Below are 23,390 nucleotides of genomic sequence, written 5' to 3' on the forward strand. Positions count from 1 at the left end.
CCGGTCACGCTTGACCGGTCTCTTCGTGTTCGATCCCACGGAGGGTGTCGAGTATGGCTCCGGTAACCAGAGCGGGGTTTTCCATCTGGATACTATGGCCGTGTGGGGTTTCAATGATCGTCGGATCTTTTGTCAGAAGCTTGAGCTTTTTTACATACCCTTGCCATTCGGGATCCGTATGACGGGCCTGGATCAGTGTAAGAGGCAGACTGGGATCCAGTGGAGGGCAATGACGGATCTGTTCAGCAGACAGGGCGCTGTCCTTCAATTCGTTAAAGACGGCTTCGTATGCTTCGGGTCGGTAGCCGATCGCCGGGTGCCATTCCTGCAGTTCCGGAAAAAGAAAGTCACCGCCGACCTTTTCCGTGAAAAGGCGGGGGAAGCCCGTCCGTGAAAAATAGTGGGCGAACCGCATGCCACGGAGCATGTTCCTCCATTCCTTCCTTCTGCGATCGGTCATGGCATTTAGCGTATACCGGTCTTCATGGACGGTATCCACCAACACGAGCCCCTTTACCCTTTCTCGATGAAGTGAGCTGTAAAGTCTTGCGTTCAAGCCTCCATAGGAATGGGCGACGAGCAACAGGGTGGAGTGACAATGGAGGGCATCCAGGATGGCATCAAGATCTTCCCCTGCACCTTTCGCATCATGAGCTCCATGGCGGGGCTCGCTCCATCCATACCCGCCGCGGTCGAATGAAATGGTATGGGTGAATCTGCTCAATTCTTCCTGGACCCTATGCCACTGCATGGCATGGCCCGATAAACCCGCATCAAAGACGACAGTGACTGGTCCGCTTCCGTTTTCGATTACATGAAAAGCACCTCTCGCTGTCTGAATGACCTTCCCATAGGGAGGTTTTTTATCTTTCAACCGCACGATCATATTCACCAGGCTTGCAGGAAAGAACAAGCATGTGATGACGCGATGGATCCACTTGTCCATTGTGAGCCTCCTTTGTCTTTCTTCTCTCCTACCATTCGACAGAGGTGCCTTAATCCCTTCATATGCTAAAAGGGAAACCATTTTTTAATAGAAAGGGGTGTGGAAAGATGAAAAGGAAATTCGCAGATCGCAGAGGATGGGAGCGGATACTGGACAAACGGTATGCCGCGGCTGATACAGTGCGGGAAGGGTTTGAAGGCCGGGTTGCTTTGATTGAGTTCCTGAACGTTAGGGAGCCGCTGTGGAAAGACTATGGCGATCTTCCCATATGTCTGGTGGATAAAGGGTACCAATGGCTCCAACACTTCCCCGATCATGGCTCATACGCCTTAACGACGATGTTCGATGACAGAGGGGAGGTCATCCAGTGGTATATTGATATTTGCGATGGAGTCGGCGAGGATGGGGGCGTCCCTTGGTTGGATGACCTGTATCTGGATCTGGTTGTCCTGCCTTCGGGTGAGACGAAGATTCTCGATGCCGAGGAGCTTGATGAAGCGTTGAAAACCGGGGCGATCGATAGGAAGACCCATTCCCGGGCATGGGAGGAACTGAAACGGATCAGTCAGGCTGTGAAACGTGGTGAGTTTTGCCTATTGGAGAAGGCGCGGGAAGATCGCGCGATGCTTTCATCCCGGTTGAGGCATGTTTAGTCGATTCTTGAAGAGGGGCCCAGGTCAGGAAGGTGTTCGAAAAGATTACGGGCAATCTTCAGCAACAGGCCAAGGCGGTTAAATCCCCCCGAAATCCACATCGTCATTCCTTTTCTCCGCTCTTTCTGAGGGCTGTAGCAGCTCTCTGCCAACCATAAGATCCTCCAGTGGGTCATTCTCAACTAACTACCTTCCTTGAATTTTTAAATCCATTCATAAAAGTTCAATTCTCCTCAGGTCCCTTTCGCTTTTTCTTTATGTCTAGCTCCGGGGGCTTGAGGCTCGAGGTCATAAGTCAAAGATCTCAAAAAGGCCAAGACCGCCTTTCCGGTGCCTTCGCCTTATGCTTGTCGGGGCAGGGCGACCCGCCTCCGCTTTTCTTCATGTCCAGCTCCGGCGGGTTGAGGCTCGAGGTCATAAGTCAAAGCCACCAAAAAGGCCAAGACCGCCTTTCCGGTGCCTTCGCCTTATGCTTGTCGCCTCAGTGCGAGCCCCCTCCGCTTTTCTTTTTACCAATAATTTTTGTTGAAATAGGAACGTATATTCGTATACAATCATCATATACTATATGGAACGAATGTTCTGGTTTGGGGTGGGAGAGATGAGTGTCGATTACAGCGGGCTTCCGCATCAAAAGATTTTGTGCATCGATATGAAGAGCTTCTATGCCAGTTGTTCGGCTGTGATGATGGGACTTGATCCCCTTGATTGCTATCTGGCGGTCGTCGGGGATCAGAGTCGTCAGGGGAGCATCGTGCTGGCGGCTTCACCGAAGCTGAAGCAGGACTTTGGGATCAAGACCGGGGCGCGGATGTACGAAATCCCGCGGGATGATCGGATCTGCTTGGTGGAACCGAAGATGGCGACTTATGTCCGGATTTCCATGGAGATCACGAAGCTGTTCCACCGTTACGTCCCGAAGGAGGCCATTCATACGTACAGCGTGGATGAGAGTTTCATCAAGATCGATGGGGCAATGGGACTGTGGGGCGGAGCGGAAGAAATCGCCCGTAAGATCCAGGACGATATGGAGAGGGAGTTTCAGCTCCCTTGTGCCATCGGGATCGGACCGAATATGCTTCTTGCCAAGCTTTGCCTTGACCTTGATGCGAAATCCAGGGGGATCGCCGAGTGGACGTATGAAGATGTCCCGGAAAAATTATGGCCGCTTTCTCCTTTGAGCGAGATGTGGGGGATCGGCAAACGCCTTGAAAAGACACTGAACCGAATGGGGATCTTTTCGGTGGGGCAGCTTGCCCAGTATGAGCTCGGGAAACTTGAAGCGAAATTCGGGATCATGGGGAATCAGCTGTACCATCATGCATGGGGGGTGGACCTGTCTGAAATCGGGGCCCCCATCATGGAGGGACAGGTGAGCTTCGGTAAAGGCCAGATCCTGCTTCGGGATTATAAAGAGAAGGAAGAAATCAAGCATGTCATCCTGGAGATGTGTGAAGAGGTCGCCCGGCGCGCACGTTCCCATAAAAAGGCGGGAAGGACCATCAGCTTCGGCCTCGGGTACAGTCATGAAGAATTCGGCGGAGGGTTCCACCGGTCCAGGACGGTGGAGGAGCCGACGAACATCACGATGGAGATCTACCGGACCTGCCTGGAGCTGTTTGAAGAGAATTACAGCGGAAGGACCGTCCGGAAATTATCCATTACGTTATCCAATATCGTGGAAGACGGCCCGCTTCAAATGTCGCTTTTCGACTTGAAGCGCCCGGAACTGAAAAGGCTCGGCTATGTGGTGGACGGGATCCGGAATAAATATGGATCTTCTTCCCTCCTGAGGGCGGTTTCCTACACGGCGGCCGGGACGGCACGCCACCGGGCGAAGCTGGTCGGCGGTCATAAATCGTAGAGGAATGAGAGGTGAATGGGATGATTCGCGATCGTGGGAAAATCAAGTGGACATCGATGATGCTTCCCGAGCATGTGAAAATGCTGAGGGATTGGGCGGAGGAAGACTCGTTTGAAAAGCGAAGGGAGCTGGATGAACAGGAGTTAGAGATGATGAATGAAGTGGTGACAGAAGCGGTGGAATATGGCAGGAGTGTGATGATCACTCATTATGAAAGGGAGCGGCATCGCCTCCTCATCGGGGAAATTCACCACGCAGATTCCCTTGAGGGGAAGCTCCGTGTAGTGGATCGCTTCGGTGAGGTCCATGCGATCCGGCTAGCTGACATAGCAGATATCCGGATCGATGAGTGATTATTCTTCGTCCAGGACTTTTTCGGCGCGCACGCAGGAGTCGAATTTCCCTTTGTGGGATGCGTCGCAAAACGGCATATTCGCAGACATGCCGCATCGGCATAGGGTGAATACCGGTTTTGTTGGGAATACATTCCCGTCGGCATCTACGAGTTCAACATCCCCGCTGACCCGGAAAGACCCGTTATCGTTCACTTTGATCTGTGCTTTTGACATTGTCATCCACCCTTTCAAAATCGTGTAATCTCTTTGATAGTATAGGGACTGAGCCGAAATTGCAATACGTCTTCTCCAACTATGATAGTATGGAAGGGTAAAGGAGGCAGACAAGATGAAAATTGAGTGGACCGAAAAAGCAAGTGAAATCATCGAACAGAAAATTTCCGGCCGGGAAGGCCATATAAAATTAAAGTATGACACAGAGGGATGCGGGTGCGTCGTCAGCGGGATTCCGACGCTTTGGTATGTACATGAGCCGGTGGAAGGCGAGGATCTTGTGATCGAGACGAATGAGGGCCCCATCCTTGTGGAGAAGTCCAAGATGGTCTTCCTTGACGAACAGTTAAAAATCGATTTTTCACCTTCAAGCAACACTTTCCAACTGAAAAGCCCGGGTCAGATCATCAACGGACGAATGAACTTTGTGCTGTTCCCGGAATGAACCGGAACGCCCCGCATCCACCAAGAGGATGCGGGGCGTTTATTTATAGAAGCTTCAAAAGCTCCCGGAGGTCGCGAATTTCATAAGTAGGAACGATTCCGCTGTCATTCGGCTTACCAGAGGGGTTGTACCAGCAGGTATCGATCCCGCTCATGGATCCCCCTTGGATGTCTGCCGTCAGGGAGTCGCCGATGATGAGGCTCCCCGACCGGTCAAGGCCCGGGATCCGTGCAAAGACGTGGTCGAAGAATTCTTTCATCGGCTTTTGGAAGCCGGTGTCTTCGGATACGAAGATTTCAAGGAATAAGGGATGAAGGCCGGAAGAAGCGAGGCGCTTATACTGGGTTTTCGACACCCCGTTGGTGACGATGTAAAGATCATGATCTTCCTTCAGGGCCGTGATGGTCTCAAGAGCGCCGTCCATGAGCTGATCCCCCCTTTCGAGATAGGAGCGATACTGTTCGCCGAGAGCCTTCCCGTCGACTTCTTGTCCGAGCTCCTTGAAAAAGAGAGAGAATCGGGTGTTGAGGAGCGTATCCCGATCAAGTTTTCCTTGTTCATGATCTCGCCATAGGGATTGATTGAGGATTGAATAACGGGATCTTGTCTCCTCCGCAAGGGGTATCCCATGTTCTGTGAAGAGGAGGGTGATGGCCTCTTCTTCCGCAGCTTTAAAGTCCAGCAGCGTGTCGTCTACGTCAAAAAATAAAGTCTTATAGAATGTCATGGTGTCGTGTCTCCTTCTGTCAGTGTTCGTCTTGGATGAGCGTATCGAATAATTTGGCCAGTTCAATGCCGTTGGACGGATCGCCGACGCCGTCTTCCGTGCACCAGCTGGCAGAGAGTATAGAGTGGCAAAGACCATAGCGAATCAATCTCCCGTATGAAAGGGAAAGGGAGGATGCGAGCGTCCCGGCCCTCAAAGCGAGGAGCAAAAGGGGTTCCGGGTGGTCTTGCCAATGATTGAGCATGAACTGGATGCAGTCATACTCCCGCTCTCCGATCAGTCCTTTCGGATCGATGACCGTCCAGCCGTCCCTGTCTGAATGCAGGATATTGCCGTGATGCAGATCACCGTGCAAAAGATAAAGGGGACCGGCTGTTGAAAGCAACTCGGGGAAAAGAGTTTCGGCCTTTTCAACCAGATACTCCGGAATGGGGCCGGTTCCGCCGCCGAAGCGATCACGGAGCCTGGCGAGGCCCCTTGACCAATCTGAGACCGTCGGGAAATCCGCACCGTCTGGAAGCTGATGCCAAAGCGCCCCTGCGCATTCAGACCAGATCGCCAGCACGTCCGCTTCCTCCTTTATGGTGTGGAGAGGGGTTCCGGGCTTTACAAGATCAAGGAGCATCCAGCCTTCTTCCGGTTTGCCTTCCATCAACTTGACCACACCCGGCCCTTCAAAGGCTTGGAGAGCCTGGTATTCATGGGTGAATTCCTGGCCGGGGAATCCTGTCTTCAACACGTAGTCGTGAGTGCCATCAGATGCAGGGATGACGAAGTTGTAGCTGAGGTCGAATGGGTCCCCGAATGTGAGAGTGCCCTCATCCTTGATTGAAGCGAGCAGGCCTTCCGTCCGGCGGATCCATTCCACGCCCCGCTCCCCGTGCATAGCCACCATCTTTTCAGCAAATGCCTTAGGGATCATGATTCACCGCCTTCGGTGAAACGCTGAAGGAACTCGTCGATGACTTCTTCGTATTTTTCGGGATTATCATTATACGATTGGGCGTGTGCACCTTTGAAATCCAGAAACAGCTGTTTGGGTCCCTTCTTCTTTTCGAAGAGCTCTTCCGTCATCCGAGGCAGGATGAAATCATCGTCGGCACTGTGGATGAAGAGGACGGGTTTTTTGATCCGGTCCACGACGGCGAGGGGTGCAATGTCCTTCAAGGTATACCCTTCCCGGAGCTTCAGCATCCCGTTGATAAGGGGGAGGACCGCTTTGGATGGGAGCTTCACCTCCGCGCTCATCCGGTAGGTCAGCTGCTGACCGAAGTCCGAATAAGGACAATCCGCGATATAGAAATCTGCCCTGTCCTCGACGCTGCCCGCATAAAGAAGGAGGGTGGCGGCCCCCATGGATTCCCCGTGGATACCGAAGTGCACATCGTCGCCTTCGCGACGGATCAATTCGTCCACCACAGCCTTCAGATCTTGCTTCTCGAAATATCCGTAGCTCGTCGACTTCCCGCCGGACTCGCCGTGTCGTCGATGGTCATAGAGGACCGCATTGTAGCCTCTCTTAAGGAATAGGTTCATATACTTCACCGAGTTCCATCTGTTCTCCGTCACACCGTGGCAGAAGATCATGAATTTGCCCTTTGGGTAGGGGGTGATGAAGACGGCGTTGATGGAATATCCAAAGGGGGAGGTGATGGTCACTTCCTGTTTCGGAAGGGTATTGTATTCATGTTCAATCAGGCGGTTTGCCTGGATTTCACGTTCGTAAATGTCCTTTTCCTCTTTTTTGGGCAGATACATGAAGCGATTGGTTATGTATAGACCGAGCAGGCCCAATGTGGAGACGGCGCCTCCCAGTACGGCTAACTTCTTCTTCATCTAATGGCTCACCTCGAAGAATCATTTTCTTCCATCTTAGCAAATCGGGCTAAAAAGAGAAACGGAGAGCACTCCACAGATACAAAAAGAGCGCCACCCAAAGGGAGCGCTGAAGGGGAAATCAAAGACTTAGATTATAGTAACCGCTTTCAATTTTCCGTGAAATATGAGGGGAGACCTCCCGTATGGCCTCGGTCAATTTTTCAAGATCAATGCCGGTGGAGATCCCCATGGAGTCCAGCATATAAACGACGTCTTCCGTTGCAACATTTCCTGTGGCACCTGGGGCAAAAGGACAACCTCCGAGACCACCTGCAGAAGAATCGAATCTGGTGACGCCTGCCTGCATGGAAGCAAGGATATTGGGCAGGGCCATCTTCCGGGTGTCGTGGAAATGCGCCGTCATGAGCACGTCGGGCAATTCACGCTTCAACAGGGAAAAGAGCGAGAATGCTTCGAGCGGATCCGCTTTCCCGATCGTATCTGCGACGCTCAGCTCATCCACACCGGCATCACGGAACGCCTTACAGATGGCTAGGGTCTCATACGGATCAACTTTCCCTTCATAAGGACAGTGAAATGCCGTCGAGATGCAGGCACGGACGAAATAGCCCCGTTCCTTCATTTGCTTGACCAGAGGCAGGATCTCCTCAAGAGCCTCTTCCGTCGACTTGTTGATATTCTTCCGATTGAATCCCGAGCTTACGCCCACGAAGACGGCGATGGCACGACACCCCGTTTCATAGACGCGTTCGACCCCTTTCCGGTTCGGCGCCAAAACGATGTCACGAGAATCCTCCGTCAGACAGTTTTCCACAATATCATATGCGTCCTGCATCTGGGGCACCCACTTCGGGGAAACGAAGGAAGTCAGTTCCATCTCTTTGATCCCTGAAGCCTTGAGCTTCCGTATGAAGGCAGCTTTTACTTCAGTGGGCACAAAGTTCTGTTCGTTTTGAAGTCCGTCCCGGGGGCCGACTTCGATGATCGTCACTTGTTTAGGTAGTTTCATAATCTCCCTCCTGCCTCTATTGTAGAAATATTCTAATATATAAATCAACTAAAAATTTTTCGTCAAATTTAGAGGAATTTAACCGCTTTCATCGAAAACTGTATGATGGGAATGTTTTTATGGTCGAACTCTCTTAAAAACACACCAGATTGTAAGAAAGGGAGGAAGAATGATGTCGAATGAAGTGGTGATCGTCAGTGCGGTGCGGACAGCAATAGGGGCATTCAACGGTTCGCTGAAGGGCGTATCGGCGCCGGACCTTGGTGCCATCGTGATTAGAGAAGCATTGGATAAAGCGGGGGTGGACCCCGATCAGGTTGATGAAGTGATCATGGGGAATGTGCTCCAGGCAGGCCTCGGGCAGAACCCTGCACGTCAGGCTTCCATCAAGGCTGGACTGCCGGAAACCGTCCCCGCCATGACCATCAATAAAGTATGCGGCTCCGGCCTTAAAACTGTCCACCTGGCAACGCAGGCCATCCTTGCGGGTGATGCCGATATCGTCGTTGCCGGAGGGATGGAGAATATGAGCATGGCCCCGTATTTATTAAAAGGGGCAAGGGACGGCTATAAGATGGGGGATCAGAAGGTCGTCGACAGCATGATCTCTGACGGGCTCTGGTGTGCCTTCAATGATTACCATATGGGCGTCACGGCTGAGAATCTGTGTAATCGATATGGACTGACGAGGGAAGAGCAGGATGAATTTGCGGCATGGAGTCAGCAAAAAGCTGTATCCGCCATCGAAGAAGGAAGATTCGACGATGAGATCGTGCCGGTGGAAATACCGCAGCGAAAAGGGGAAGCAGTCGTATTCCGTCAGGATGAGTTCCCGAGGAAAGGCTCGACGGCTGAAGGGTTATCCAAGCTCCGCCCGGCCTTCAAAAAAGAAGGGACGGTCACGGCGGGAAATGCGTCGGGCATCAATGACGGTGCAGCAGCAGTGTTGGTCATGTCCAGGAAGAAGGCGGATGAGCTGGGGATCATCCCCCTTGTCGTGATCAAAGGGAATGCCAATGCAGGCGTCGACCCGAGTGTGATGGGAATCGGACCGGTTTCGGCGGTGAAGAGAGTCATGGAGAAGACAGGGATGAGCCTTGAAGACATGGGTCTCGTAGAAGCGAATGAAGCGTTCGCGGCTCAGTCCCTTGCTGTTGATAAAGAGCTTCATTTCGATAAGGAGCGCCTGAATGTGAATGGAGGGGCGATTGCCCTCGGCCACCCGATCGGTGCGAGCGGGACCAGGATCCTTGTGACCCTCATTCACGAGATGAAGAAGCGAAATGTCACCCACGGTCTTGCTACGCTTTGCATTGGTGGAGGCCAGGGCGTTGCGACGATCGTTGAACTGAATCAATAGAATGGGAGGGAACGAGATGAAAACCGTATACACATCGTATGATGAAGCTGTAGCCGATATCAAGGACGGGGCGACATTGATGGTAGGAGGCTTCGGCCTGTGTGGGATCCCGGAGAAATTGATCCTGGCCCTTGAAAAGAAAGGAGTCAAGAACCTGACCGTCATCTCGAATAACTGCGGGGTGGATGACTGGGGACTAGGCTTACTATTGAAGAACAAACAGATCGACAAGATGATCGGTTCGTATGTAGGGGAGAATAAAGAGTTCGAACGTCAAGTCCTTTCGGGAGAGCTGGAAGTCGAGCTCGTCCCTCAGGGTACCCTTGCTGAGAAAATCCGTGCGGGCGGAGCCGGCATCCCGGCATTCTACACTCCGGCAGGCGTCGGTACCCCGGTGGCCGAAGGCAAGGAGACGCGCACCTTCAATGGGAAGGAGTACCTCCTCGAGGAGGCGTACACCGCCGATTTTTCACTTGTCCGTGCTTGGAAGGGCGATAAGATGGGGAACCTCATCTACAATAAAACCGCCCAGAACTTCAATCCTATGATTGCCGCTGCCGGTAAGGTGACGATCGCCGAGGTGGAAGAGCTTGTGGAAACGGGCAGCATGAACCCTGCCGAGGTCCATACGCCGAGCGTCTACGTCCAACGGCTCATCCAAGCCGATCAAGAGAAGCGGATCGAGCGAAGAACGGTAAAATCATAAGAAAGGGAGTGGAGGAAATGGATCGAGGAAGTATGAGGGAGCGGATTGCCAGGCGTGCGGAAAAAGAAATCGAGGATGGCTTCTACGTCAACCTCGGCATCGGGATGCCTACGCTCGTAGCCAACTATATCACGGACAATAAGCAGGTGGTCCTGCAATCAGAGAATGGGTTGCTCGGTATCGGACCGTATCCGACAGAAGAGGAAGTGGACGCAGATCTCATCAACGCAGGAAAAGAGACCGTGACGGCCATTCCCGGGTCCGCGTACTTTGATAGTGCGGAGTCCTTTGCCATGATCCGGGGAGGACATATCAATATCGCCATCCTCGGAGGAATGGAAGTGGCGGAAAATGGCGATCTCGCCAACTGGATGATCCCAGGCAAGATGATCAAAGGGATGGGCGGAGCCATGGACCTTGTCCACGGGGCAAAACGCATCATCGTCATCATGGAGCACGTGAACAAGAGCGGGGAGAGCAAAATCCTCAAGGAATGCACTCTTCCGCTTACAGGCAGGGGCGTCGTGGACCGCATCATTACCGATCGTGCGGTCATGGACGTCACGGATGAAGGGCTGGTTCTGCGTGAAGTGGCCAACGGCTTCAGCGTGGATGATATCAAGTCATCAACGGCGGCGGACCTCATCGTCCATGATGATGTGAAGCTTGAAGCATACTGATTCCATATTAAAGAGAGTCGGGGGATGCGGAAGGCCGGGGTTTCAATGCCCGGTCTTTTTTTCTATTGGCACCTAGTCAACTTCCTTTTCCTGAACGAATTCTTGCAAGATAGTGGACTTATGAGGTCGAACGTTTTATAACTAAGGGGTGGGGAGGGATCGAGATGTCAAAGAAAAAGAAACAGGAAGCAGAACTGACGCTCAAACATTCCATCAATGCCGATCTATTCGAGCAGCTTAAACATAAAAAGCAGGAGCTTGAGAACGAAGAGGCCGACAAGAAAGCGGAAGAGCGGCGCTTGAAGGCAGAAGAGCAAAAGCGTCGGGAAAAGAATAAAAGCTTCGAGGAACTCTTGAATGAGAGCAGCATGAATTGGAAAGAGTTCAAAGATCGCGGATAGACAGAAAGGGACGGCTATGGATAGCCGTCCCTTTCCTATGGGTCAGTCCCTGTGGGCATCATATCTAGAAGATTTGGTCAGGTCCTTCAGGAGCTTGACTTCTCCATCCGTGAGCGGCTCACGGTTGACCGCTTCGATATTTTGGGCGAGCTGCTCTTTTGAGCTTGCTCCTGCGATGACAGAAGCGACCGTGGAGTGGGAGAGCACGTACTGTAGGGCAAGTTCATTCATGCCTCGTGAGCCCAGTCTCTCTTTAATGGAAGAAAGCGTCTCCTCCAGTTCCCCATACGAATAGTCCAGATAGCCCTTCTCCCGGACGTTCTCCGAGGCTTTCGCCAGCATCCGCTCTGAAAGCATCCCTTTGGCAAGGGGGCCTCTCGCCACGATGCTCACACCATGTTCCTCAAGGAGGGGCATCCATTCTTCAGGACGGCGGTCGAGTAGGCTGTACTGCATCATGATGCTCTGGATATCGGCGTGTGAAAGGAATCGTTTGATCACATTCGGACGGATGGACGAAATCCCATACGCCCGGATCAACCCTTCTTTTTTCAGCGTTTCAAAAGCCTCGATGGCTTCTTCATAAGGGTCTTCGATCGTTCCCCCGTGAAGCTGGTACAGATCGATGTAGTCGACACCCAGGCGGTGAAGGCTGTCCTTTACGGCTTTCTCTATGTAGCTCTTGGAAGGATCCCAGCGCCACCCATCATCCACATCGTCCCAGCGGTTCCCGACTTTTGTCGCAAGGACCACTTCGTCCCTGCGCCCCTTCAGGGCTTGTCCCACTATTCTTTCATTCTGTCCAAAGTCATACAAATCGGCGGTATCAAGATAGTTCACGCCATGGTCCAGGGCGTAACGGACGATCTCTACCGCCGATTGCTCCTCCGTCCCGAGGGACATGCATCCGAGTCCAAGCTTTGATACATATAGACCGGAGTTTCCAAGTTCTCTCTTATCCACTATTCATCCATCCCTTCCGATACTCTTTCCTCTATTATATTAACGGATGGAGGATGGGATAAACAATTAACGGGACTCGGAATGCATGGCTTTGATCCAATCCTGGACCGTATCGAACCGGACACTGTACTCCTTCAATTTCCTTCTGATCTCCCACGCCTTCCCTTTGAGGATGACACGATCTTTATCCACCAGAATTTCCAAGAATTCCACCCCGATTCGGAAGTATGGTAGAATGTATGAAGAATCCAGCGTTGAAAGAACAGGAGAGTCGACAAATGAGTAAATTCGAAGAAAAAACAATCCAGTCGGAAACAGTATACGAAGGAAAGATCATCAACCTTCAGATCGATGAAGTGGAGCTCCCGAACGGAAAGACCTCCAAACGCGAACTGATCAAGCATCCGGGCGCCGTGGCTGTGATCGCCCTCACGGAAGAAGGAAAGATCGTCATGGTCGAGCAGTACCGGAAAGCCCTTGAGAAAGCCATTGTTGAAATCCCTGCAGGCAAGCTTGAGCCTGGTGAAGAGCCTGCCCTTACAGCAGAAAGGGAGCTTGAAGAGGAAACGGGATACGGATGCAGAAAGCTTGAGCATTTGATCTCCTTCTACACTTCCCCGGGATTCGCTGATGAACTAGTGCATCTGTATGTCGCAAAGGATCTGTATAAAATGGAAGATGCGAAGGGTCCGGATGAAGATGAATTCGTCGAGCTCCTGGAAGTGGGGCTGGAGGAAGCGAAGGCACTCATGAAGGAAAAGAAAATCTATGACGCCAAGACGGCGTATGCCATTCAATATCTTGAACTCCTGGAGGCAACACGCTGATCCTTGCCATGCAGGTCCCTTCCGGTTATCCGGGAGGGATCTTGTCATATGTCCGGGTGCTCCCTCATATAGATTAGTAATCGATGTCTAGGAGGAGCACAGTGATGCGTAAAAAATTTTCTCAATCCAATCCACTAATCCAACATGTACAAGCCCATTCCTCGATCTATTTATTCATGATCACATTATTCCTCATGGGTGTGATCTTCGGCGCCATCGTCGTCAATTCCCTGTCGTTCGCCCAGAAAGAAGATCTATATCTTTATCTGGGGAAATTCTTCACCGAGATAGAAGGAGGCAGGATGACATCTTCAGAGGATATGTTCAGGCAAAGCTTCCTACATAATGTGAAGTCGCTGGGCATCCTTTGGCTGCTCGGGATTTCGATCATCGGACTTCCGTTGATCTTCGTTCTCGTTTTCATGAAAGGGGTCGTGGTCGGTTTCTCTGTGGGCTTCCTCGTGAACCAGATGGGTTGGAGCGGCTTCCTGCTCTCATTCGTCAGCATCCTTCCACAAAACATCATCATCATACCGGCCTTCATTTTCATAGGGGCTGTGAGTGCGAGCTTTTCCATTACGTTGATCAGGAAGATCTTCATGAGGGGACAGACTTCCATGCAGTTACCCATGATCCCGTTCTTTTCGCGATATGTCGTTTTCCTTGTAGCGGCCATCGCCATCATCACGGTGGCGGCGGGAGTGGAAGCCTATCTGTCTCCAAGTTTGATGGAAGCGGTTATTTCCAAAATCAAGTAAACCTATTCTTATATAAGAATCATTCTACTTTTTTGTTTGTAATAATTTTATTTTGCTTATTCCTCCCTTTTTGTTATAATAAACTAGATATTGACGGGGGAGGAAGGGACCATGGAAAGCCGTATTGAACGAATCAAAAAGCACCTTCACTCAGCCAGTTACAAGCTTACACCCCAGCGTGAAGCGACTGTGCGGGTGTTGCTCGAACATGAAGAAGACCACCTCAGTGCCGAAGATGTATACCTCCTCGTTAAGGAAAAATCTCCGGAAATCGGACTTGCCACGGTGTATCGCACCCTGGAGCTGTTGTCCGAACTGAAAATCGTGGATAAAATCAACTTTGGCGACGGAGTATCACGTTATGATCTTCGCCAAGAAGGAGCTGCCCACTTCCATCATCATCTCGTATGCATCGAATGTGGAGCGGTGGATGAAATTCAGGAAGATCTATTGGAAGACGTTGAAAACATTGTGGAACGCGACTGGAAGTTTAAAATAAAAGACCACAGATTGACCTTTCACGGCATTTGCTCAAGATGCCAGGATAATGAAGAGTAATCGAAGCCCCGGGGATCCCGTCGCAAGCATGCGATATACATAATCTTCGGGGCTTTTTGCCGATACATCGCCTAAACTTTCATCCGTTCAGGTATAAAATGAAGGAAAACCGTCATAGCTTGTATTAATAGATGACGGGGAGGATGGAAGATGGGTAAAGGAGTCCGGATGATCTGGCAGACGCTGAAGGTGTTTATCCTTTTTACGGGATCGACGATCCTTTTTTATTATGGCATTATGTGGATCGGTGAAGAATACGAAGGGTATCATCGGTACGATGAACCGGAGGGGTCAGCAGTGAAAGTTTCCTCGGCGGTTGCAGACGAGGAAGCACACTGGTATGATCGATTATTATTTTTTTATACGAACGGGGAGTAATGGATGTTGGAAGACCGCATAGAAGATTACATGCATTTCTTGACAGTTGAAAAGGGGCTTTCGAAAAATACGATTGACTCCTACAAGCGCGACTTGAAGAGCTACTCCCTCTATATTAAAAATGTAGAAGGGATGGAAGGCTGGGGTGAGGTATCACGTGTCAACATCGTCCAGTTCCTCGGGCATCTTGGTGATCAGGGGAAGTCGTCGAAGACCGTGGCCAGGCATGTGGCTTCGATCCGCTCATTCCACCAGTTCCTTCTGAGAGAGAAAGCCGTGGAGCAGGATCCGACGGTCCATCTCGAGACACCGAAGACCGAACGTAAGCTGCCCAAGATCCTGAGCCTATCCGAGGTGGAGGCGCTCCTCGAAGCGCCCGATGCCTCCACTCCCCTCGGCATGAGGGATAAGGCCATGCTTGAGCTCTTATATGCAACAGGGATCCGTGTAAGTGAACTCATCGGTATGAAGCTCGATGATCTTCATCTCAATATGGGATTCATCCGCTGTATCGGGAAGGGCAATAAGGAAAGGATCATCCCCATCGGCCAGACGGCGATGAATGTCCTCGGGGATTACCTCGAACATTCCCGTCTGAAGCTCAGGTCGGGCAAAGAACGGGATGATCACCTTTTTCTTAATCATCATGGCCGCGGGATGAGCAGGCAGGGGTTCTGGAAGAATCTCAAGGCCCTTCAGAAAAAGGCCAATATCGAGAAGGAACTCACGCCTCATACACTACGGCATTCATTCGCCACGCATCTCCTTGAAAATGGAGCCGATCTGCGGGCGGTTCAGGAAATGCTCGGACATGCCGATATTTCCACCACGCAAATCTATACGCACGTGACAAAGACCCGCCTGAAGGATGTATATACGAAATTCCACCCAAGGGCTTAGGGTATGGGGAGATCCCGCAAATTTTGCGGGATCTCCCTTGTATTTTTTTGAAGGGGAAAGTAGAATAAAGATGTCAGACTTCTGACGTTGTATCGTTCTGATTCACACTGAGTGACAGAGGGTACACTACTAGCATTGATGAAAATGTAACCGTTTTATAGACGGTTGTTCACAGGAGGCAGATAAAATGAGCAGCTATACATACAAAAGGGTCCACCTGATCGTAATGGATTCAGTGGGAATAGGGGAAGCACCCGATGCAGACCTGTTCAATGATACAGGTGCCGATACCCTCGGTCACATCGCGGAACATATGGATGGGCTCCATATGCCCAATATGGCCAAGCTTGGTCTGAGCAACATCCGTGAGATCAAAGGGATCGACAAGGCTGAAAAGCCCCTTGCCCACTACACGAAAATGCAGGAAGCATCCGTAGGGAAAGACACGATGACAGGACACTGGGAAATCATGGGCTTGAACATCGATACACCGTTCAAAACCTATCCGGAAGGCTTTCCGGAAAAGCTCATCCAGAAACTGGAGGCGGAAACGGGCAGGACCGTCATCGGGAACAAGCCTGCAAGCGGAACGGCCATCATCGATGAACTGGGGAAAGAACATATGGAGACCGGAGCCCTGATTGTGTATACATCCGCCGATCCCGTCCTGCAGATTGCAGCCCATGAAGACATCATCCCCATCGAAGAACAGTACCGCATCTGCGAAATCGCCAGGGAACTCACGAAGGATGATGAATTCCTCGTTGGCCGTGTCATCGCCCGCCCCTTCATCGGTGAGCCGGGGGCTTTCAAAAGAACATCGAATCGACATGACTATGCCTTGAAACCATTCGATCGCACCGTCATGAACGAGCTGAAGGATGCTGGATACGATGTGATCGCCATCGGGAAGATCTCCGATATCTACAACGGGGAAGGGGTGACGGATTCGGTCCGGACAAAGGACAATATGGACGGTATGGATGGATTCATCCGCACCATGGACCAGCCGTTTACCGGCTTGAGCTTCCTCAATCTTGTCGACTTTGACGCCCAATTCGGCCATCGCCGTGATCCTGAAGGTTATGGGAAAGCTTTGGAAGAATTCGATGCCAGGCTTCCGGAGGTTTTCGAGAAAATGACCGAAGAAGACCTTCTCATCATCACGGCGGATCATGGGAATGACCCGACGGCTCCAGGAACCGACCATACGCGTGAATATGTACCGCTTCTCGTCTATTCAAAGCGATTCAGCGGAGAGGGTGAAGAGCTTCCTGTAAGGAAGACATTCGCCGATATCGGGGCTACGGTTGCCGACAACTTCAATGTGAAACATCCAAAATTCGGGGAAAGCTTCCTGACGTCACTGAAATAAATTTTCGCACGTCCAATGACAGATGGCCGGCAGCAGTTGCCGGTACAAAATAAAGCGGTAAAGGAGAGGTGACCATGAAATACGAACAAATAGAAAGAGCCGCACGCTACCTGAACGAACGATTCACCAAAACACCTAAAATCGGTTTGATACTGGGTTCGGGACTCGGAGTCCTGGCAGATGAGATCGAAGAGCCTGTCAAAATCCCATACAACGAAATCCCCGATTTCCCGGTCTCGACGGTGGAAGGGCATGCCGGTCAGCTTGTATACGGCGGACTTTCCGGTCAGGAAGTCGTTGCAATGCAGGGACGCTTCCATTTCTACGAAGGATATGATTTCGATAAGGTAACCTTCCCGGTGCGAGTAATGAAGGAGCTTGGAGTCGAAATCCTGATCGTGACGAACGCTGCTGGAGGAGTGAACGAGAGCTTCAAAGCAGGCGACCTTATGATCATCACGGATCATATCAACAATATGGGAGGGAATCCCCTCATCGGCCCGAATGACTCCCGCATGGGTCCCCGCTTCCCGGATATGTCGGAAGCCTATTCGAAGGAGCTTCGGCATCTTGCCAAGGAAATTGCCGCTAAGCTTTCCATTGACGTACAGGAAGGGGTCTACGTGGGGAATACAGGTCCTACGTATGAAACACCTGCAGAAGTCCGCCTGGCACGTGTCCTCGGAGGTGACGCAGTCGGAATGTCCACCGTTCCGGAAGTCATCGTAGCCCGCCACGGCGGAATGAAAGTTCTCGGGATCTCATGCATTTCCAACATGGCTGCAGGGATCCTGGATCAGCCCCTTTCCCATGATGAGGTCATGGAGACGACCGAACTGGTACGTGCCAACTTCCTCTCCTATGTAAAAGAAATCGTCAAGTCATTGTAAGCTAATACGTAAAAGTGGGTGAAAGTGATGAGAATGGTTGACCTAATAGAGAAAAAACGAGATGGAAAAGAACTGACGACGGAGGAAATTAACTTCATCGTAAACGGATATACAGAAGGATCCATTCCGGATTATCAGGTTAGCGCCTTGACCATGGCGATCTTCTTCAAGGATATGACCGAAAGGGAGCGTGCCGATTTGACCATGGCGATGGTGGAGTCGGGTGATCAGATTGACCTTTCCGCCATAGAAGGCATCAAAGTGGATAAACACTCGACGGGGGGTGTCGGTGATACGACGACCCTCGTACTCGGCCCCCTTGTGGCGGCAGTAGGAGTGCCTGTGGCGAAGATGAGCGGTCGCGGACTCGGACATACCGGCGGGACCATTGACAAGCTGGAAGCCATTGAAGGCTTCCATGTGGAAATTGAAAATGACGAATTCATCCGTCTTGTAAACAAAAACAAGCTGGCGGTCATCGGACAAAGCGGAAACCTGACCCCCGCCGATAAAAAGCTGTATTCGCTTCGTGACGTGACAGCCACGGTGAATAGCATCCCGCTGATCGCAAGCTCCATCATGAGCAAAAAGATCGCAGCAGGAGCCGACGCCATTGTACTGGACGTCAAAACCGGAGCAGGTGCCTTCATGAAGACTCTCGATGACTCCAAGGAGCTTGCGAGTGCCATGGTGAATATCGGGAACAATGTTGGCCGGAAAACGATGGCCGTCATCTCTGATATGAGTCAGCCCCTCGGATTTGCCATCGGGAATGCCCTCGAGGTGAAGGAAGCAATCGATACGCTGAAGGGCGAAGGGCCGGAAGACTTGACTGAACTTTGTTTGACCCTCGGAAGTCATATGGTCTACCTGGCCGAACAGGCGAATTCCATAGAAGAAGCCCGTGAACGACTCATAAAAGCCATGAAGGATGGGTCCGCCCTTGAAAGCTTCAAGGTCTTCCTCGCCTCCCAAGGAGGAGACGCGTCCATCGTGGATGAACCGTCCAAGCTCCCTCAGGCTGCACACATCAGTGAACTGCCCGCCAAGGAAGCAGGATATGTATCCGAGATCATCGCAGATGCCGTCGGGACTGCAGCCATGTGGCTCGGAGCGGGACGGGCGACGAAGGATTCCGTCATCGACCTTGCCGTCGGGCTCGAGCTCAGGAAGAAGATCGGTGACCGGGTAGAGGCCGGGGAGTCATTGGTGACCATATACAGCAATGATGAAGCGGAACTGGAACGGGTAAAGGAAAAGCTATATGAAAGCATCAAGCTTTCTTCTGAGAAAGTAGCAGCACCGACCCTGATTCACACAGAAATCACACATTGATTACCAGCACCACCTTCCGGAAAACGGGAGGTGGTTTTTTTGTGCTTGCAGACAGTGAGAATCCACAGCATCTCCCAAGAATTTTCGGAAGCCTTTGTATAAAAAGGTCTATGTTGGAAAAAATGGTGATAGAAGTTTTGAATATTGAAGATGAATGGAGGATCTTAAAATGAAACGTGTACTGTCTATCCTAACGCTATGTTTCTTCATTTTTTCATTGAACCCCGTATCGGGATTTGCTGAGGAGAAGAAGTCCGAGCTTGCTGAAGTAGCAAAATCAGCGGTCCTGATCGAAAGGGATACGGGCTCTGTCCTATACGATAAAAACAGTCATGAACGCCTGGCCCCGGCATCCATGACAAAGATCATGACCATGATCCTGATCATGGAAGCGATCGAGAACGGCCAGGTCGACTGGAAGGATAAGATCCGCACCAGTGAACATGCAGCATCGATGGGCGGCTCGCAGATCTTCCTTGAACCAGGTGAAACAATGTCTGTAGAGGAAATGCTGAAAGGGATTGCCATCGGTTCCGCCAATGACGCATCTGTTGCCATGGCAGAGCATCTCGCAGGCAGTGAAAAAGGCTTCGTTGAAAAAATGAACGCCAAGGTAAAGGAACTCGGATTGAAGGACACCCAGTTTAAAAATCCGACCGGACTACCGTCAAAGGGCCATTACAGTTCTGCCCACGATATGGCCATGATGGCAAAGGAATTATTGAAATATGACGGCATCACGAAGTTCACGGGAAGCTATGAATCGTATCTCAGGGAAAACACTGACAAAAAGTTCTGGCTTGTGAATACCAATAAACTCGTCCGCTTCTATGACGGGGTGGATGGTCTCAAGACCGGTTTCACCAATGAGGCCAAATACTGTCTCACGGCCACTGCGAAAAAAGGGAATATGAGGGTCATTGCCGTCGTATTCGGTGCACCTTCCCCTAAGGACCGCAACAATGAAGTGAGCACCATGCTCGATTACGCCTTCAATCAATATCAAACGAAGCCCCTCTATAAAAAGGGTGACGGCATCGGCGAAGCAAAAGTATCCAAAGGAAAAGACCGCAAACTCCAAGCTGTCACACAGGAACCGGTTTCAATCCTGACTCAAAAAGGGGAGAAGCTTGATAAGGTGGAGCAGAAGGTGAGCATCGCGGAAGAGGTGAAGGCCCCGATCAAGAAAGGGGACGAAATCGGGAAACTCGTCATCATGAACAAAGGGAAGAAAGTTCTTGAAACACCTCTCGTGGCAAAGAGTGATGTGGAGAAGGCAAGCTGGTGGGATTTTTATAAACGAAGCCTGAGCATGTTCACGAAAACCGATCAATAACATTGACTAATTATGACGAATTCCTTCTAGTTTTGTCATCAGGAAGGATTCTTGAAAAAGAATAGCGAAAACACTCACTATAAGACAGAGAAGGAGGCTTTCTATAGTGAGTCTTGCTATTGACCTAGAAGTGAAAAGTGACGTCCTGTGCATCCGTCTGAGCGGGGAGTTGGATCATCATACCGCCGATGAATTAAGGGAAAGGGCATCCGCCCTGATCGAGAGTGAAAATATCCGCCATATCATCCTGAACCTTGAAGAACTGAGCTTCATGGATAGTTCCGGCCTGGGTGTGATCCTTGGCCGCTACAAACAAATCAAGCAAAAACACGGAGAGATGGTCGTTTGTGCCATTTCTCATTCAGTCAACCGCCTTTTTGATATGTCGGGGCTCTTCAAGATCATCCGTCTTGAGCCTTCTGAAGAAAATGCACTGCAACGATTGGGGGTCGCTTGAATGAGGAATGAAATGAGTATCCAGTTCAGTTCAGTGAGTCAGAATGAATCCTTTGCCCGTGTGACCGTCGCATCCTTCATCGCACAGCTCGATCCGACGATGGATGAACTCACGGAAATCAAAACCGTCGTCTCAGAGGCCGTGACCAATGCCATCATCCACGGCTATGAAAACAAACCGACGGGTCAGGTATTCATCTCTGTCATCATGGAGGAAGATGGCTACATCGATATGACCATCCGGGACGAAGGGATTGGAATCGGAGATGTGGATGAAGCACGCCAACCCCTATATACGTCGAAGCCGGAGCTGGAGCGTTCAGGCATGGGCTTCACAATCATGGAAAACTTCATGGATGAAATCGAAATATCCTCACACCCAGGTACAGGCACCACGGTAAGGCTGAAAAAGCACTTAACCAATAGTAAAACGCTATGCAATTAAGGAGTCGTGCCCATGGATGTCGAAGTGAAAAATGAAAAGGAAAAGGCGCAGCCATTCTTAAAGGATCATGAGGTCAAGGAACTGATAAAGCTCAGTCAAGAAGGTGATCAGGGGGCCAGGGACATCATTGTCCAGAAGAATATGCGGCTGGTCTGGTCCGTCGTCCAGCGTTTCCTCAACCGGGGGTACGAGCCGGACGACCTGTTCCAAATCGGTTCCATCGGCCTTCTGAAATCCGTTGATAAATTTGATTTGAGTTATGATGTGAAATTCTCCACCTATGCGGTCCCCATGATCATCGGGGAGATCCAGCGCTTCATCAGGGACGATGGCACGGTCAAAGTAAGCCGGTCCCTCAAAGAAATGGGGAATAAGATCCGGAAGGCGAAGGATGAGTTGTCGAAAACCTTCGGAAGGGTCCCGACGGTCAATGAACTGGCCGAACATCTGGAGTATTCCCCGGAAGAAGTCATCATGGCCCAGGAAGCCAGCAGGGCTCCTTCTTCCATCCATGAAACGGTCTATGAAAACGACGGGGATCCCATCACATTACTGGATCAGATCGCCGATCAGACCGACTATAAATGGTTTGATAAAATCGCCCTGAAAGAAGCCATCCTGGAACTGGATGAACGCGAACGCCTGATCGTGTACCTACGCTATTACAAAGATCAGACCCAGTCGGAGGTGGCCGACCGGCTTGGTATTTCACAGGTGCAGGTATCGCGCCTGGAAAAGAAGATCCTCAAGTCGATGAAGGAACAAATGAATACAGAATGAAAACCCGCAGGACCCTTGAGTAAAGGAGCCTGCGGGCTTTTTGGTGTGGAGGGGGAATGGAGCGTTTACATAAATAATTTTTGAACATCCATACTATGGGTAACAAGGTGAAAATCAAGGAAATCAGGAAGTGAGTATGTTGGAGAACGTTCTGTATATCCGATTGCGCCACCGCATCCAAGTGAGGGAAGAGAGTTTAGTGAAATTGGGGCAAATCGCCCAGCTCATCGCACCGGAGCCGATTCTGGAAAGCATAAGGGACATACCTGTCCATCACGTTACCGTGGAAGATAAAAACATCATCGTCGTGGATGTGATGACGGCCATCAGGCGCATCAATGCCGTCCATCCCTCTCTCGATATCCAAACGATCGGTCCAGTCCAAACGATCATCGAAGTGGTGTATGAAAAGAAAAAGGTATCCCTTCCCCTTTTCGCAGGCGTCTGGCTCCTCTTATTCATCGGAACGGCGCTCGCCATCATCAACTTTCACGAAGATGTGAGCATGAGGGAAGTTCATCAGCGCATGTATTTTTTCATTACCGGTCGTGTGGACCCACACCCGTTGATCTATCAGATCCCCTATTCCATCGGTCTGGGTCTCGGGATGATCCTATTCTTCAATCATGTGTTCAAAAAACGGATCAATGAAGAACCAAGTCCCCTTGAAGTAGAGATGTTCAACTACCAGCAGGACCTTGACCAATATGTCATCATGCATGAAAACAAAGAAAGTCAGAAAAAGCTCGATGACCATTAAGATCATTCTTGCACTGTTTGTAGGGTTCGGAGGGGGACTTGCTGTGGGCTCCGGGCTCGTGGCCTTCTTGACCGTCCTCGGTATCATCCCGAGGCTCACGCAGTTGACGAAAACGATGAAAATGATTCATTCCTATGAATGGGCGGTCGTGACGGGAGCACTTTCCGGCACGGTGATCTCATTGAATGATTTCACGCTGCACACAGCCGCCGTCATCTTGATTCCGATTGGAGCGGCAAGCGGCATCTTCATCGGTCTGATGGCAGCCGCACTCACGGAGGTGCTCAATGTTTTCCCCATCCTGGCAAAACGGATCGGGATCGAAAGCCAGATCATCACGCTCATCATGGCCATCGTCCTGGGCAAAGTCGCAGGATCCCTATTCCATTGGCTGTATCTCGTACAGCCTTAATCATAAGCAGAGGCGGTC

At 50.9% G+C, this 23,390-nt stretch carries 31 protein-coding genes; 22 read left to right on the top strand and 9 right to left on the bottom strand.

What is annotated here, in order from left to right; genetic code table 11:
- Positions 1-4: 4 nt before the first annotated feature.
- On the bottom strand, positions 5-946 hold the full coding sequence (locus ACNA6I_RS03310; RefSeq protein ID WP_048014728.1) for an alpha/beta fold hydrolase: 942 nt from the start codon (positions 944-946) through the stop codon (positions 5-7).
- Positions 947-1,053: 107 nt separating this feature from the next.
- On the opposite strand from ACNA6I_RS03310, the gene ACNA6I_RS03315 reads away from it, so the two are divergent.
- Entirely contained in the window at positions 1,054-1,599 is a 546-nt protein-coding gene (locus ACNA6I_RS03315; protein ID WP_048014729.1) for a DUF402 domain-containing protein, read from the top strand.
- Here ACNA6I_RS03315 and ACNA6I_RS03320 read toward each other — a convergent pair.
- Positions 1,596-1,781: a hypothetical protein gene (locus tag ACNA6I_RS03320; protein WP_156185311.1), complete on the bottom strand. Its 186-nt coding sequence runs from the start codon at positions 1,779-1,781 to the stop codon at positions 1,596-1,598. The genes ACNA6I_RS03315 and ACNA6I_RS03320 overlap by 4 nt on opposite strands.
- 395 nt (positions 1,782-2,176) lie before the next feature.
- Here ACNA6I_RS03320 and ACNA6I_RS03325 point away from each other — a divergent pair, with 395 nt between their 5' ends.
- Together ACNA6I_RS03325 and ACNA6I_RS03330 are read left to right on the top strand one after the other, a co-directional pair.
- Entirely contained in the window at positions 2,177-3,463 is a 1,287-nt protein-coding gene (locus ACNA6I_RS03325) for a DNA polymerase thumb domain-containing protein (protein WP_231579001.1), read from the top strand.
- A gap of 20 nt (positions 3,464-3,483) precedes the next feature.
- Positions 3,484-3,816 (top strand): YolD-like family protein, encoded by a 333-nt coding sequence (locus tag ACNA6I_RS03330; RefSeq protein WP_048005960.1) that lies wholly within the window; start codon positions 3,484-3,486, stop codon positions 3,814-3,816.
- On the opposite strand, the gene ACNA6I_RS03335 is transcribed toward ACNA6I_RS03330, so the two are convergent.
- Entirely contained in the window at positions 3,817-4,032 is a 216-nt protein-coding gene (locus ACNA6I_RS03335; RefSeq protein WP_048005959.1) for a CDGSH iron-sulfur domain-containing protein, read from the bottom strand.
- A gap of 115 nt (positions 4,033-4,147) precedes the next feature.
- Between ACNA6I_RS03335 and ACNA6I_RS03340 the strand changes: the two genes are divergently transcribed.
- Positions 4,148-4,477 carry an iron-sulfur cluster biosynthesis family protein gene (locus ACNA6I_RS03340; RefSeq protein ID WP_048005958.1) on the top strand — a complete coding sequence of 110 codons (330 nt, stop codon included), beginning with the start codon at positions 4,148-4,150 and terminating at the stop codon, positions 4,475-4,477.
- Positions 4,478-4,520: 43 nt separating this feature from the next.
- On the opposite strand, the gene ACNA6I_RS03345 is transcribed toward ACNA6I_RS03340, so the two are convergent.
- The 4 genes from ACNA6I_RS03345 to ACNA6I_RS03360 form a co-directional block, all read right to left on the bottom strand.
- On the bottom strand, positions 4,521-5,204 hold the full coding sequence (locus ACNA6I_RS03345; protein ID WP_048005957.1) for a YjjG family noncanonical pyrimidine nucleotidase: 684 nt from the start codon (positions 5,202-5,204) through the stop codon (positions 4,521-4,523).
- 19 nt (positions 5,205-5,223) lie between these two features.
- Positions 5,224-6,126 carry an aminoglycoside phosphotransferase family protein gene (locus ACNA6I_RS03350; protein WP_048005956.1) on the bottom strand — a complete coding sequence of 301 codons (903 nt, stop codon included), beginning with the start codon at positions 6,124-6,126 and terminating at the stop codon, positions 5,224-5,226.
- Positions 6,123-7,040 carry an alpha/beta hydrolase gene (locus tag ACNA6I_RS03355; protein WP_048005955.1) on the bottom strand — a complete coding sequence of 306 codons (918 nt, stop codon included), beginning with the start codon at positions 7,038-7,040 and terminating at the stop codon, positions 6,123-6,125. The genes ACNA6I_RS03350 and ACNA6I_RS03355 overlap by 4 nt, the downstream gene beginning before the upstream one ends.
- A gap of 121 nt (positions 7,041-7,161) precedes the next feature.
- Entirely contained in the window at positions 7,162-8,052 is an 891-nt protein-coding gene (locus ACNA6I_RS03360; RefSeq protein WP_048005954.1) for a hydroxymethylglutaryl-CoA lyase, read from the bottom strand.
- Between the two features lie 169 nt (positions 8,053-8,221).
- On the opposite strand from ACNA6I_RS03360, the gene ACNA6I_RS03365 reads away from it, so the two are divergent.
- The 4 genes from ACNA6I_RS03365 to ACNA6I_RS03380 all read left to right on the top strand — a co-directional run bounded on the left by ACNA6I_RS03365 (position 8,222) and on the right by ACNA6I_RS03380 (position 11,199).
- Positions 8,222-9,412: an acetyl-CoA C-acetyltransferase gene (locus ACNA6I_RS03365; protein ID WP_416312955.1), complete on the top strand. Its 1,191-nt coding sequence runs from the start codon at positions 8,222-8,224 to the stop codon at positions 9,410-9,412.
- 16 nt (positions 9,413-9,428) lie between these two features.
- The gene (locus ACNA6I_RS03370; protein ID WP_048005952.1) at positions 9,429-10,118 is read left to right on the top strand and encodes a CoA transferase subunit A; all 690 of its coding nucleotides are present in this window, start codon (positions 9,429-9,431) and stop codon (positions 10,116-10,118) included.
- A gap of 17 nt (positions 10,119-10,135) precedes the next feature.
- Positions 10,136-10,798 (top strand): CoA transferase subunit B, encoded by a 663-nt coding sequence (locus ACNA6I_RS03375; RefSeq protein WP_048005951.1) that lies wholly within the window; start codon positions 10,136-10,138, stop codon positions 10,796-10,798.
- Positions 10,799-10,962: 164 nt separating this feature from the next.
- A complete protein-coding gene (locus ACNA6I_RS03380) occupies positions 10,963-11,199 on the top strand; it encodes a YqkE family protein (protein WP_048005950.1) in 237 nt (78 codons plus the stop codon).
- A 42-nt stretch (positions 11,200-11,241) separates the two neighbouring features.
- Here the strand turns inward: ACNA6I_RS03380 and ACNA6I_RS03385 are convergent, their stop codons facing one another.
- Together ACNA6I_RS03385 and mciZ are read right to left on the bottom strand one after the other, a co-directional pair.
- Entirely contained in the window at positions 11,242-12,162 is a 921-nt protein-coding gene (locus tag ACNA6I_RS03385) for an aldo/keto reductase (RefSeq protein WP_048005949.1), read from the bottom strand.
- Between the two features lie 66 nt (positions 12,163-12,228).
- Complete coding sequence (mciZ, locus tag ACNA6I_RS03390; RefSeq protein WP_048005948.1) at positions 12,229-12,366, bottom strand: Z-ring formation inhibitor MciZ; 138 nt, start codon at positions 12,364-12,366, stop codon at positions 12,229-12,231.
- Positions 12,367-12,440: 74 nt separating this feature from the next.
- Here mciZ and ACNA6I_RS03395 point away from each other — a divergent pair, with 74 nt between their 5' ends.
- The 14 genes from ACNA6I_RS03395 to ACNA6I_RS03460 all read left to right on the top strand — a co-directional run bounded on the left by ACNA6I_RS03395 (position 12,441) and on the right by ACNA6I_RS03460 (position 23,372).
- A complete protein-coding gene (locus ACNA6I_RS03395; protein WP_048005947.1) occupies positions 12,441-12,989 on the top strand; it encodes an NUDIX domain-containing protein in 549 nt (182 codons plus the stop codon).
- 104 nt (positions 12,990-13,093) lie between these two features.
- Positions 13,094-13,747 (top strand): stage II sporulation protein M, encoded by a 654-nt coding sequence (spoIIM, locus tag ACNA6I_RS03400; RefSeq protein ID WP_048005946.1) that lies wholly within the window; start codon positions 13,094-13,096, stop codon positions 13,745-13,747.
- Between the two features lie 111 nt (positions 13,748-13,858).
- Positions 13,859-14,305: a Fur family transcriptional regulator gene (locus ACNA6I_RS03405; RefSeq protein ID WP_048005945.1), complete on the top strand. Its 447-nt coding sequence runs from the start codon at positions 13,859-13,861 to the stop codon at positions 14,303-14,305.
- Between the two features lie 150 nt (positions 14,306-14,455).
- A complete protein-coding gene (locus ACNA6I_RS03410) occupies positions 14,456-14,683 on the top strand; it encodes a YqzK family protein (RefSeq protein ID WP_048005944.1) in 228 nt (75 codons plus the stop codon).
- 6 nt (positions 14,684-14,689) lie between these two features.
- Positions 14,690-15,583 (top strand): site-specific tyrosine recombinase XerD, encoded by an 894-nt coding sequence (gene xerD, locus ACNA6I_RS03415; RefSeq protein ID WP_063191747.1) that lies wholly within the window; start codon positions 14,690-14,692, stop codon positions 15,581-15,583.
- Positions 15,584-15,770: 187 nt separating this feature from the next.
- Positions 15,771-16,958, top strand: a complete 1,188-nt coding sequence (gene deoB, locus ACNA6I_RS03420) for a phosphopentomutase (RefSeq protein ID WP_048005943.1) — start codon at positions 15,771-15,773, stop codon at positions 16,956-16,958.
- Positions 16,959-17,032: 74 nt separating this feature from the next.
- Entirely contained in the window at positions 17,033-17,848 is an 816-nt protein-coding gene (locus ACNA6I_RS03425) for a purine-nucleoside phosphorylase (protein WP_048014051.1), read from the top strand.
- Positions 17,849-17,875: 27 nt separating this feature from the next.
- The gene (locus ACNA6I_RS03430; RefSeq protein WP_048014733.1) at positions 17,876-19,183 is read left to right on the top strand and encodes a pyrimidine-nucleoside phosphorylase; all 1,308 of its coding nucleotides are present in this window, start codon (positions 17,876-17,878) and stop codon (positions 19,181-19,183) included.
- A 169-nt stretch (positions 19,184-19,352) separates the two neighbouring features.
- On the top strand, positions 19,353-20,519 hold the full coding sequence (locus ACNA6I_RS03435) for a D-alanyl-D-alanine carboxypeptidase family protein (protein WP_048005940.1): 1,167 nt from the start codon (positions 19,353-19,355) through the stop codon (positions 20,517-20,519).
- Between the two features lie 106 nt (positions 20,520-20,625).
- A complete protein-coding gene (spoIIAA, locus tag ACNA6I_RS03440; RefSeq protein WP_048005939.1) occupies positions 20,626-20,976 on the top strand; it encodes an anti-sigma F factor antagonist in 351 nt (116 codons plus the stop codon).
- Positions 20,977-21,420: an anti-sigma F factor gene (gene spoIIAB, locus ACNA6I_RS03445; protein WP_048005938.1), complete on the top strand. Its 444-nt coding sequence runs from the start codon at positions 20,977-20,979 to the stop codon at positions 21,418-21,420.
- A 12-nt stretch (positions 21,421-21,432) separates the two neighbouring features.
- Positions 21,433-22,200, top strand: a complete 768-nt coding sequence (sigF, locus tag ACNA6I_RS03450; protein ID WP_048005937.1) for an RNA polymerase sporulation sigma factor SigF — start codon at positions 21,433-21,435, stop codon at positions 22,198-22,200.
- Between the two features lie 139 nt (positions 22,201-22,339).
- The gene (locus ACNA6I_RS03455) at positions 22,340-22,960 is read left to right on the top strand and encodes a stage V sporulation protein AA (protein ID WP_048006389.1); all 621 of its coding nucleotides are present in this window, start codon (positions 22,340-22,342) and stop codon (positions 22,958-22,960) included.
- Positions 22,950-23,372, top strand: a complete 423-nt coding sequence (locus tag ACNA6I_RS03460; RefSeq protein ID WP_148795385.1) for a stage V sporulation protein AB — start codon at positions 22,950-22,952, stop codon at positions 23,370-23,372. The genes ACNA6I_RS03455 and ACNA6I_RS03460 overlap by 11 nt, the downstream gene beginning before the upstream one ends.
- The last annotated feature ends 18 nt before the right edge of the window (positions 23,373-23,390 follow it).

The sequence above is a fragment of the Rossellomorea sp. FS2 genome (assembly GCF_047915635.1).
In the GTDB taxonomy this organism is placed as follows: domain Bacteria; phylum Bacillota; class Bacilli; order Bacillales; family Bacillaceae_B; genus Rossellomorea; species Rossellomorea marisflavi_A.

Excerpts from the sequence above, each read along its gene's own strand:
- ACNA6I_RS03405 (WP_048005945.1), top strand. The coding sequence starts at position 13,859 with ATGGAAAGCCGTATTGAACGAATCAAAAAGCACCTTCACTCAGCCAGT.
- ACNA6I_RS03350 (WP_048005956.1), bottom strand. The coding sequence starts at position 6,126 with ATGATCCCTAAGGCATTTGCTGAAAAGATGGTGGCTATGCACGGGGAG.
- ACNA6I_RS03330 (WP_048005960.1), top strand. The coding sequence starts at position 3,484 with ATGATTCGCGATCGTGGGAAAATCAAGTGGACATCGATGATGCTTCCC.
- ACNA6I_RS03310 (WP_048014728.1), bottom strand. The coding sequence starts at position 946 with ATGGACAAGTGGATCCATCGCGTCATCACATGCTTGTTCTTTCCTGCA.
- ACNA6I_RS03435 (WP_048005940.1), top strand. The coding sequence starts at position 19,353 with ATGAAACGTGTACTGTCTATCCTAACGCTATGTTTCTTCATTTTTTCA.
- ACNA6I_RS03410 (WP_048005944.1), top strand. The coding sequence starts at position 14,456 with ATGGGTAAAGGAGTCCGGATGATCTGGCAGACGCTGAAGGTGTTTATC.
- ACNA6I_RS03370 (WP_048005952.1), top strand. The coding sequence starts at position 9,429 with ATGAAAACCGTATACACATCGTATGATGAAGCTGTAGCCGATATCAAG.
- ACNA6I_RS03395 (WP_048005947.1), top strand. The coding sequence starts at position 12,441 with ATGAGTAAATTCGAAGAAAAAACAATCCAGTCGGAAACAGTATACGAA.
- deoB (WP_048005943.1), top strand. The coding sequence starts at position 15,771 with ATGAGCAGCTATACATACAAAAGGGTCCACCTGATCGTAATGGATTCA.
- ACNA6I_RS03430 (WP_048014733.1), top strand. The coding sequence starts at position 17,876 with ATGAGAATGGTTGACCTAATAGAGAAAAAACGAGATGGAAAAGAACTG.
- ACNA6I_RS03460 (WP_148795385.1), top strand. The coding sequence starts at position 22,950 with ATGACCATTAAGATCATTCTTGCACTGTTTGTAGGGTTCGGAGGGGGA.
- spoIIM (WP_048005946.1), top strand. The coding sequence starts at position 13,094 with ATGCGTAAAAAATTTTCTCAATCCAATCCACTAATCCAACATGTACAA.
- ACNA6I_RS03315 (WP_048014729.1), top strand. The coding sequence starts at position 1,054 with ATGAAAAGGAAATTCGCAGATCGCAGAGGATGGGAGCGGATACTGGAC.
- ACNA6I_RS03365 (WP_416312955.1), top strand. The coding sequence starts at position 8,222 with ATGATGTCGAATGAAGTGGTGATCGTCAGTGCGGTGCGGACAGCAATA.
- ACNA6I_RS03325 (WP_231579001.1), top strand. The coding sequence starts at position 2,177 with ATGTTCTGGTTTGGGGTGGGAGAGATGAGTGTCGATTACAGCGGGCTT.
- ACNA6I_RS03355 (WP_048005955.1), bottom strand. The coding sequence starts at position 7,040 with ATGAAGAAGAAGTTAGCCGTACTGGGAGGCGCCGTCTCCACATTGGGC.
- ACNA6I_RS03345 (WP_048005957.1), bottom strand. The coding sequence starts at position 5,204 with ATGACATTCTATAAGACTTTATTTTTTGACGTAGACGACACGCTGCTG.
- ACNA6I_RS03335 (WP_048005959.1), bottom strand. The coding sequence starts at position 4,032 with ATGTCAAAAGCACAGATCAAAGTGAACGATAACGGGTCTTTCCGGGTC.
- ACNA6I_RS03375 (WP_048005951.1), top strand. The coding sequence starts at position 10,136 with ATGGATCGAGGAAGTATGAGGGAGCGGATTGCCAGGCGTGCGGAAAAA.
- ACNA6I_RS03360 (WP_048005954.1), bottom strand. The coding sequence starts at position 8,052 with ATGAAACTACCTAAACAAGTGACGATCATCGAAGTCGGCCCCCGGGAC.
- sigF (WP_048005937.1), top strand. The coding sequence starts at position 21,433 with ATGGATGTCGAAGTGAAAAATGAAAAGGAAAAGGCGCAGCCATTCTTA.
- spoIIAB (WP_048005938.1), top strand. The coding sequence starts at position 20,977 with ATGAGGAATGAAATGAGTATCCAGTTCAGTTCAGTGAGTCAGAATGAA.
- ACNA6I_RS03340 (WP_048005958.1), top strand. The coding sequence starts at position 4,148 with ATGAAAATTGAGTGGACCGAAAAAGCAAGTGAAATCATCGAACAGAAA.
- ACNA6I_RS03380 (WP_048005950.1), top strand. The coding sequence starts at position 10,963 with ATGTCAAAGAAAAAGAAACAGGAAGCAGAACTGACGCTCAAACATTCC.
- ACNA6I_RS03425 (WP_048014051.1), top strand. The coding sequence starts at position 17,033 with ATGAAATACGAACAAATAGAAAGAGCCGCACGCTACCTGAACGAACGA.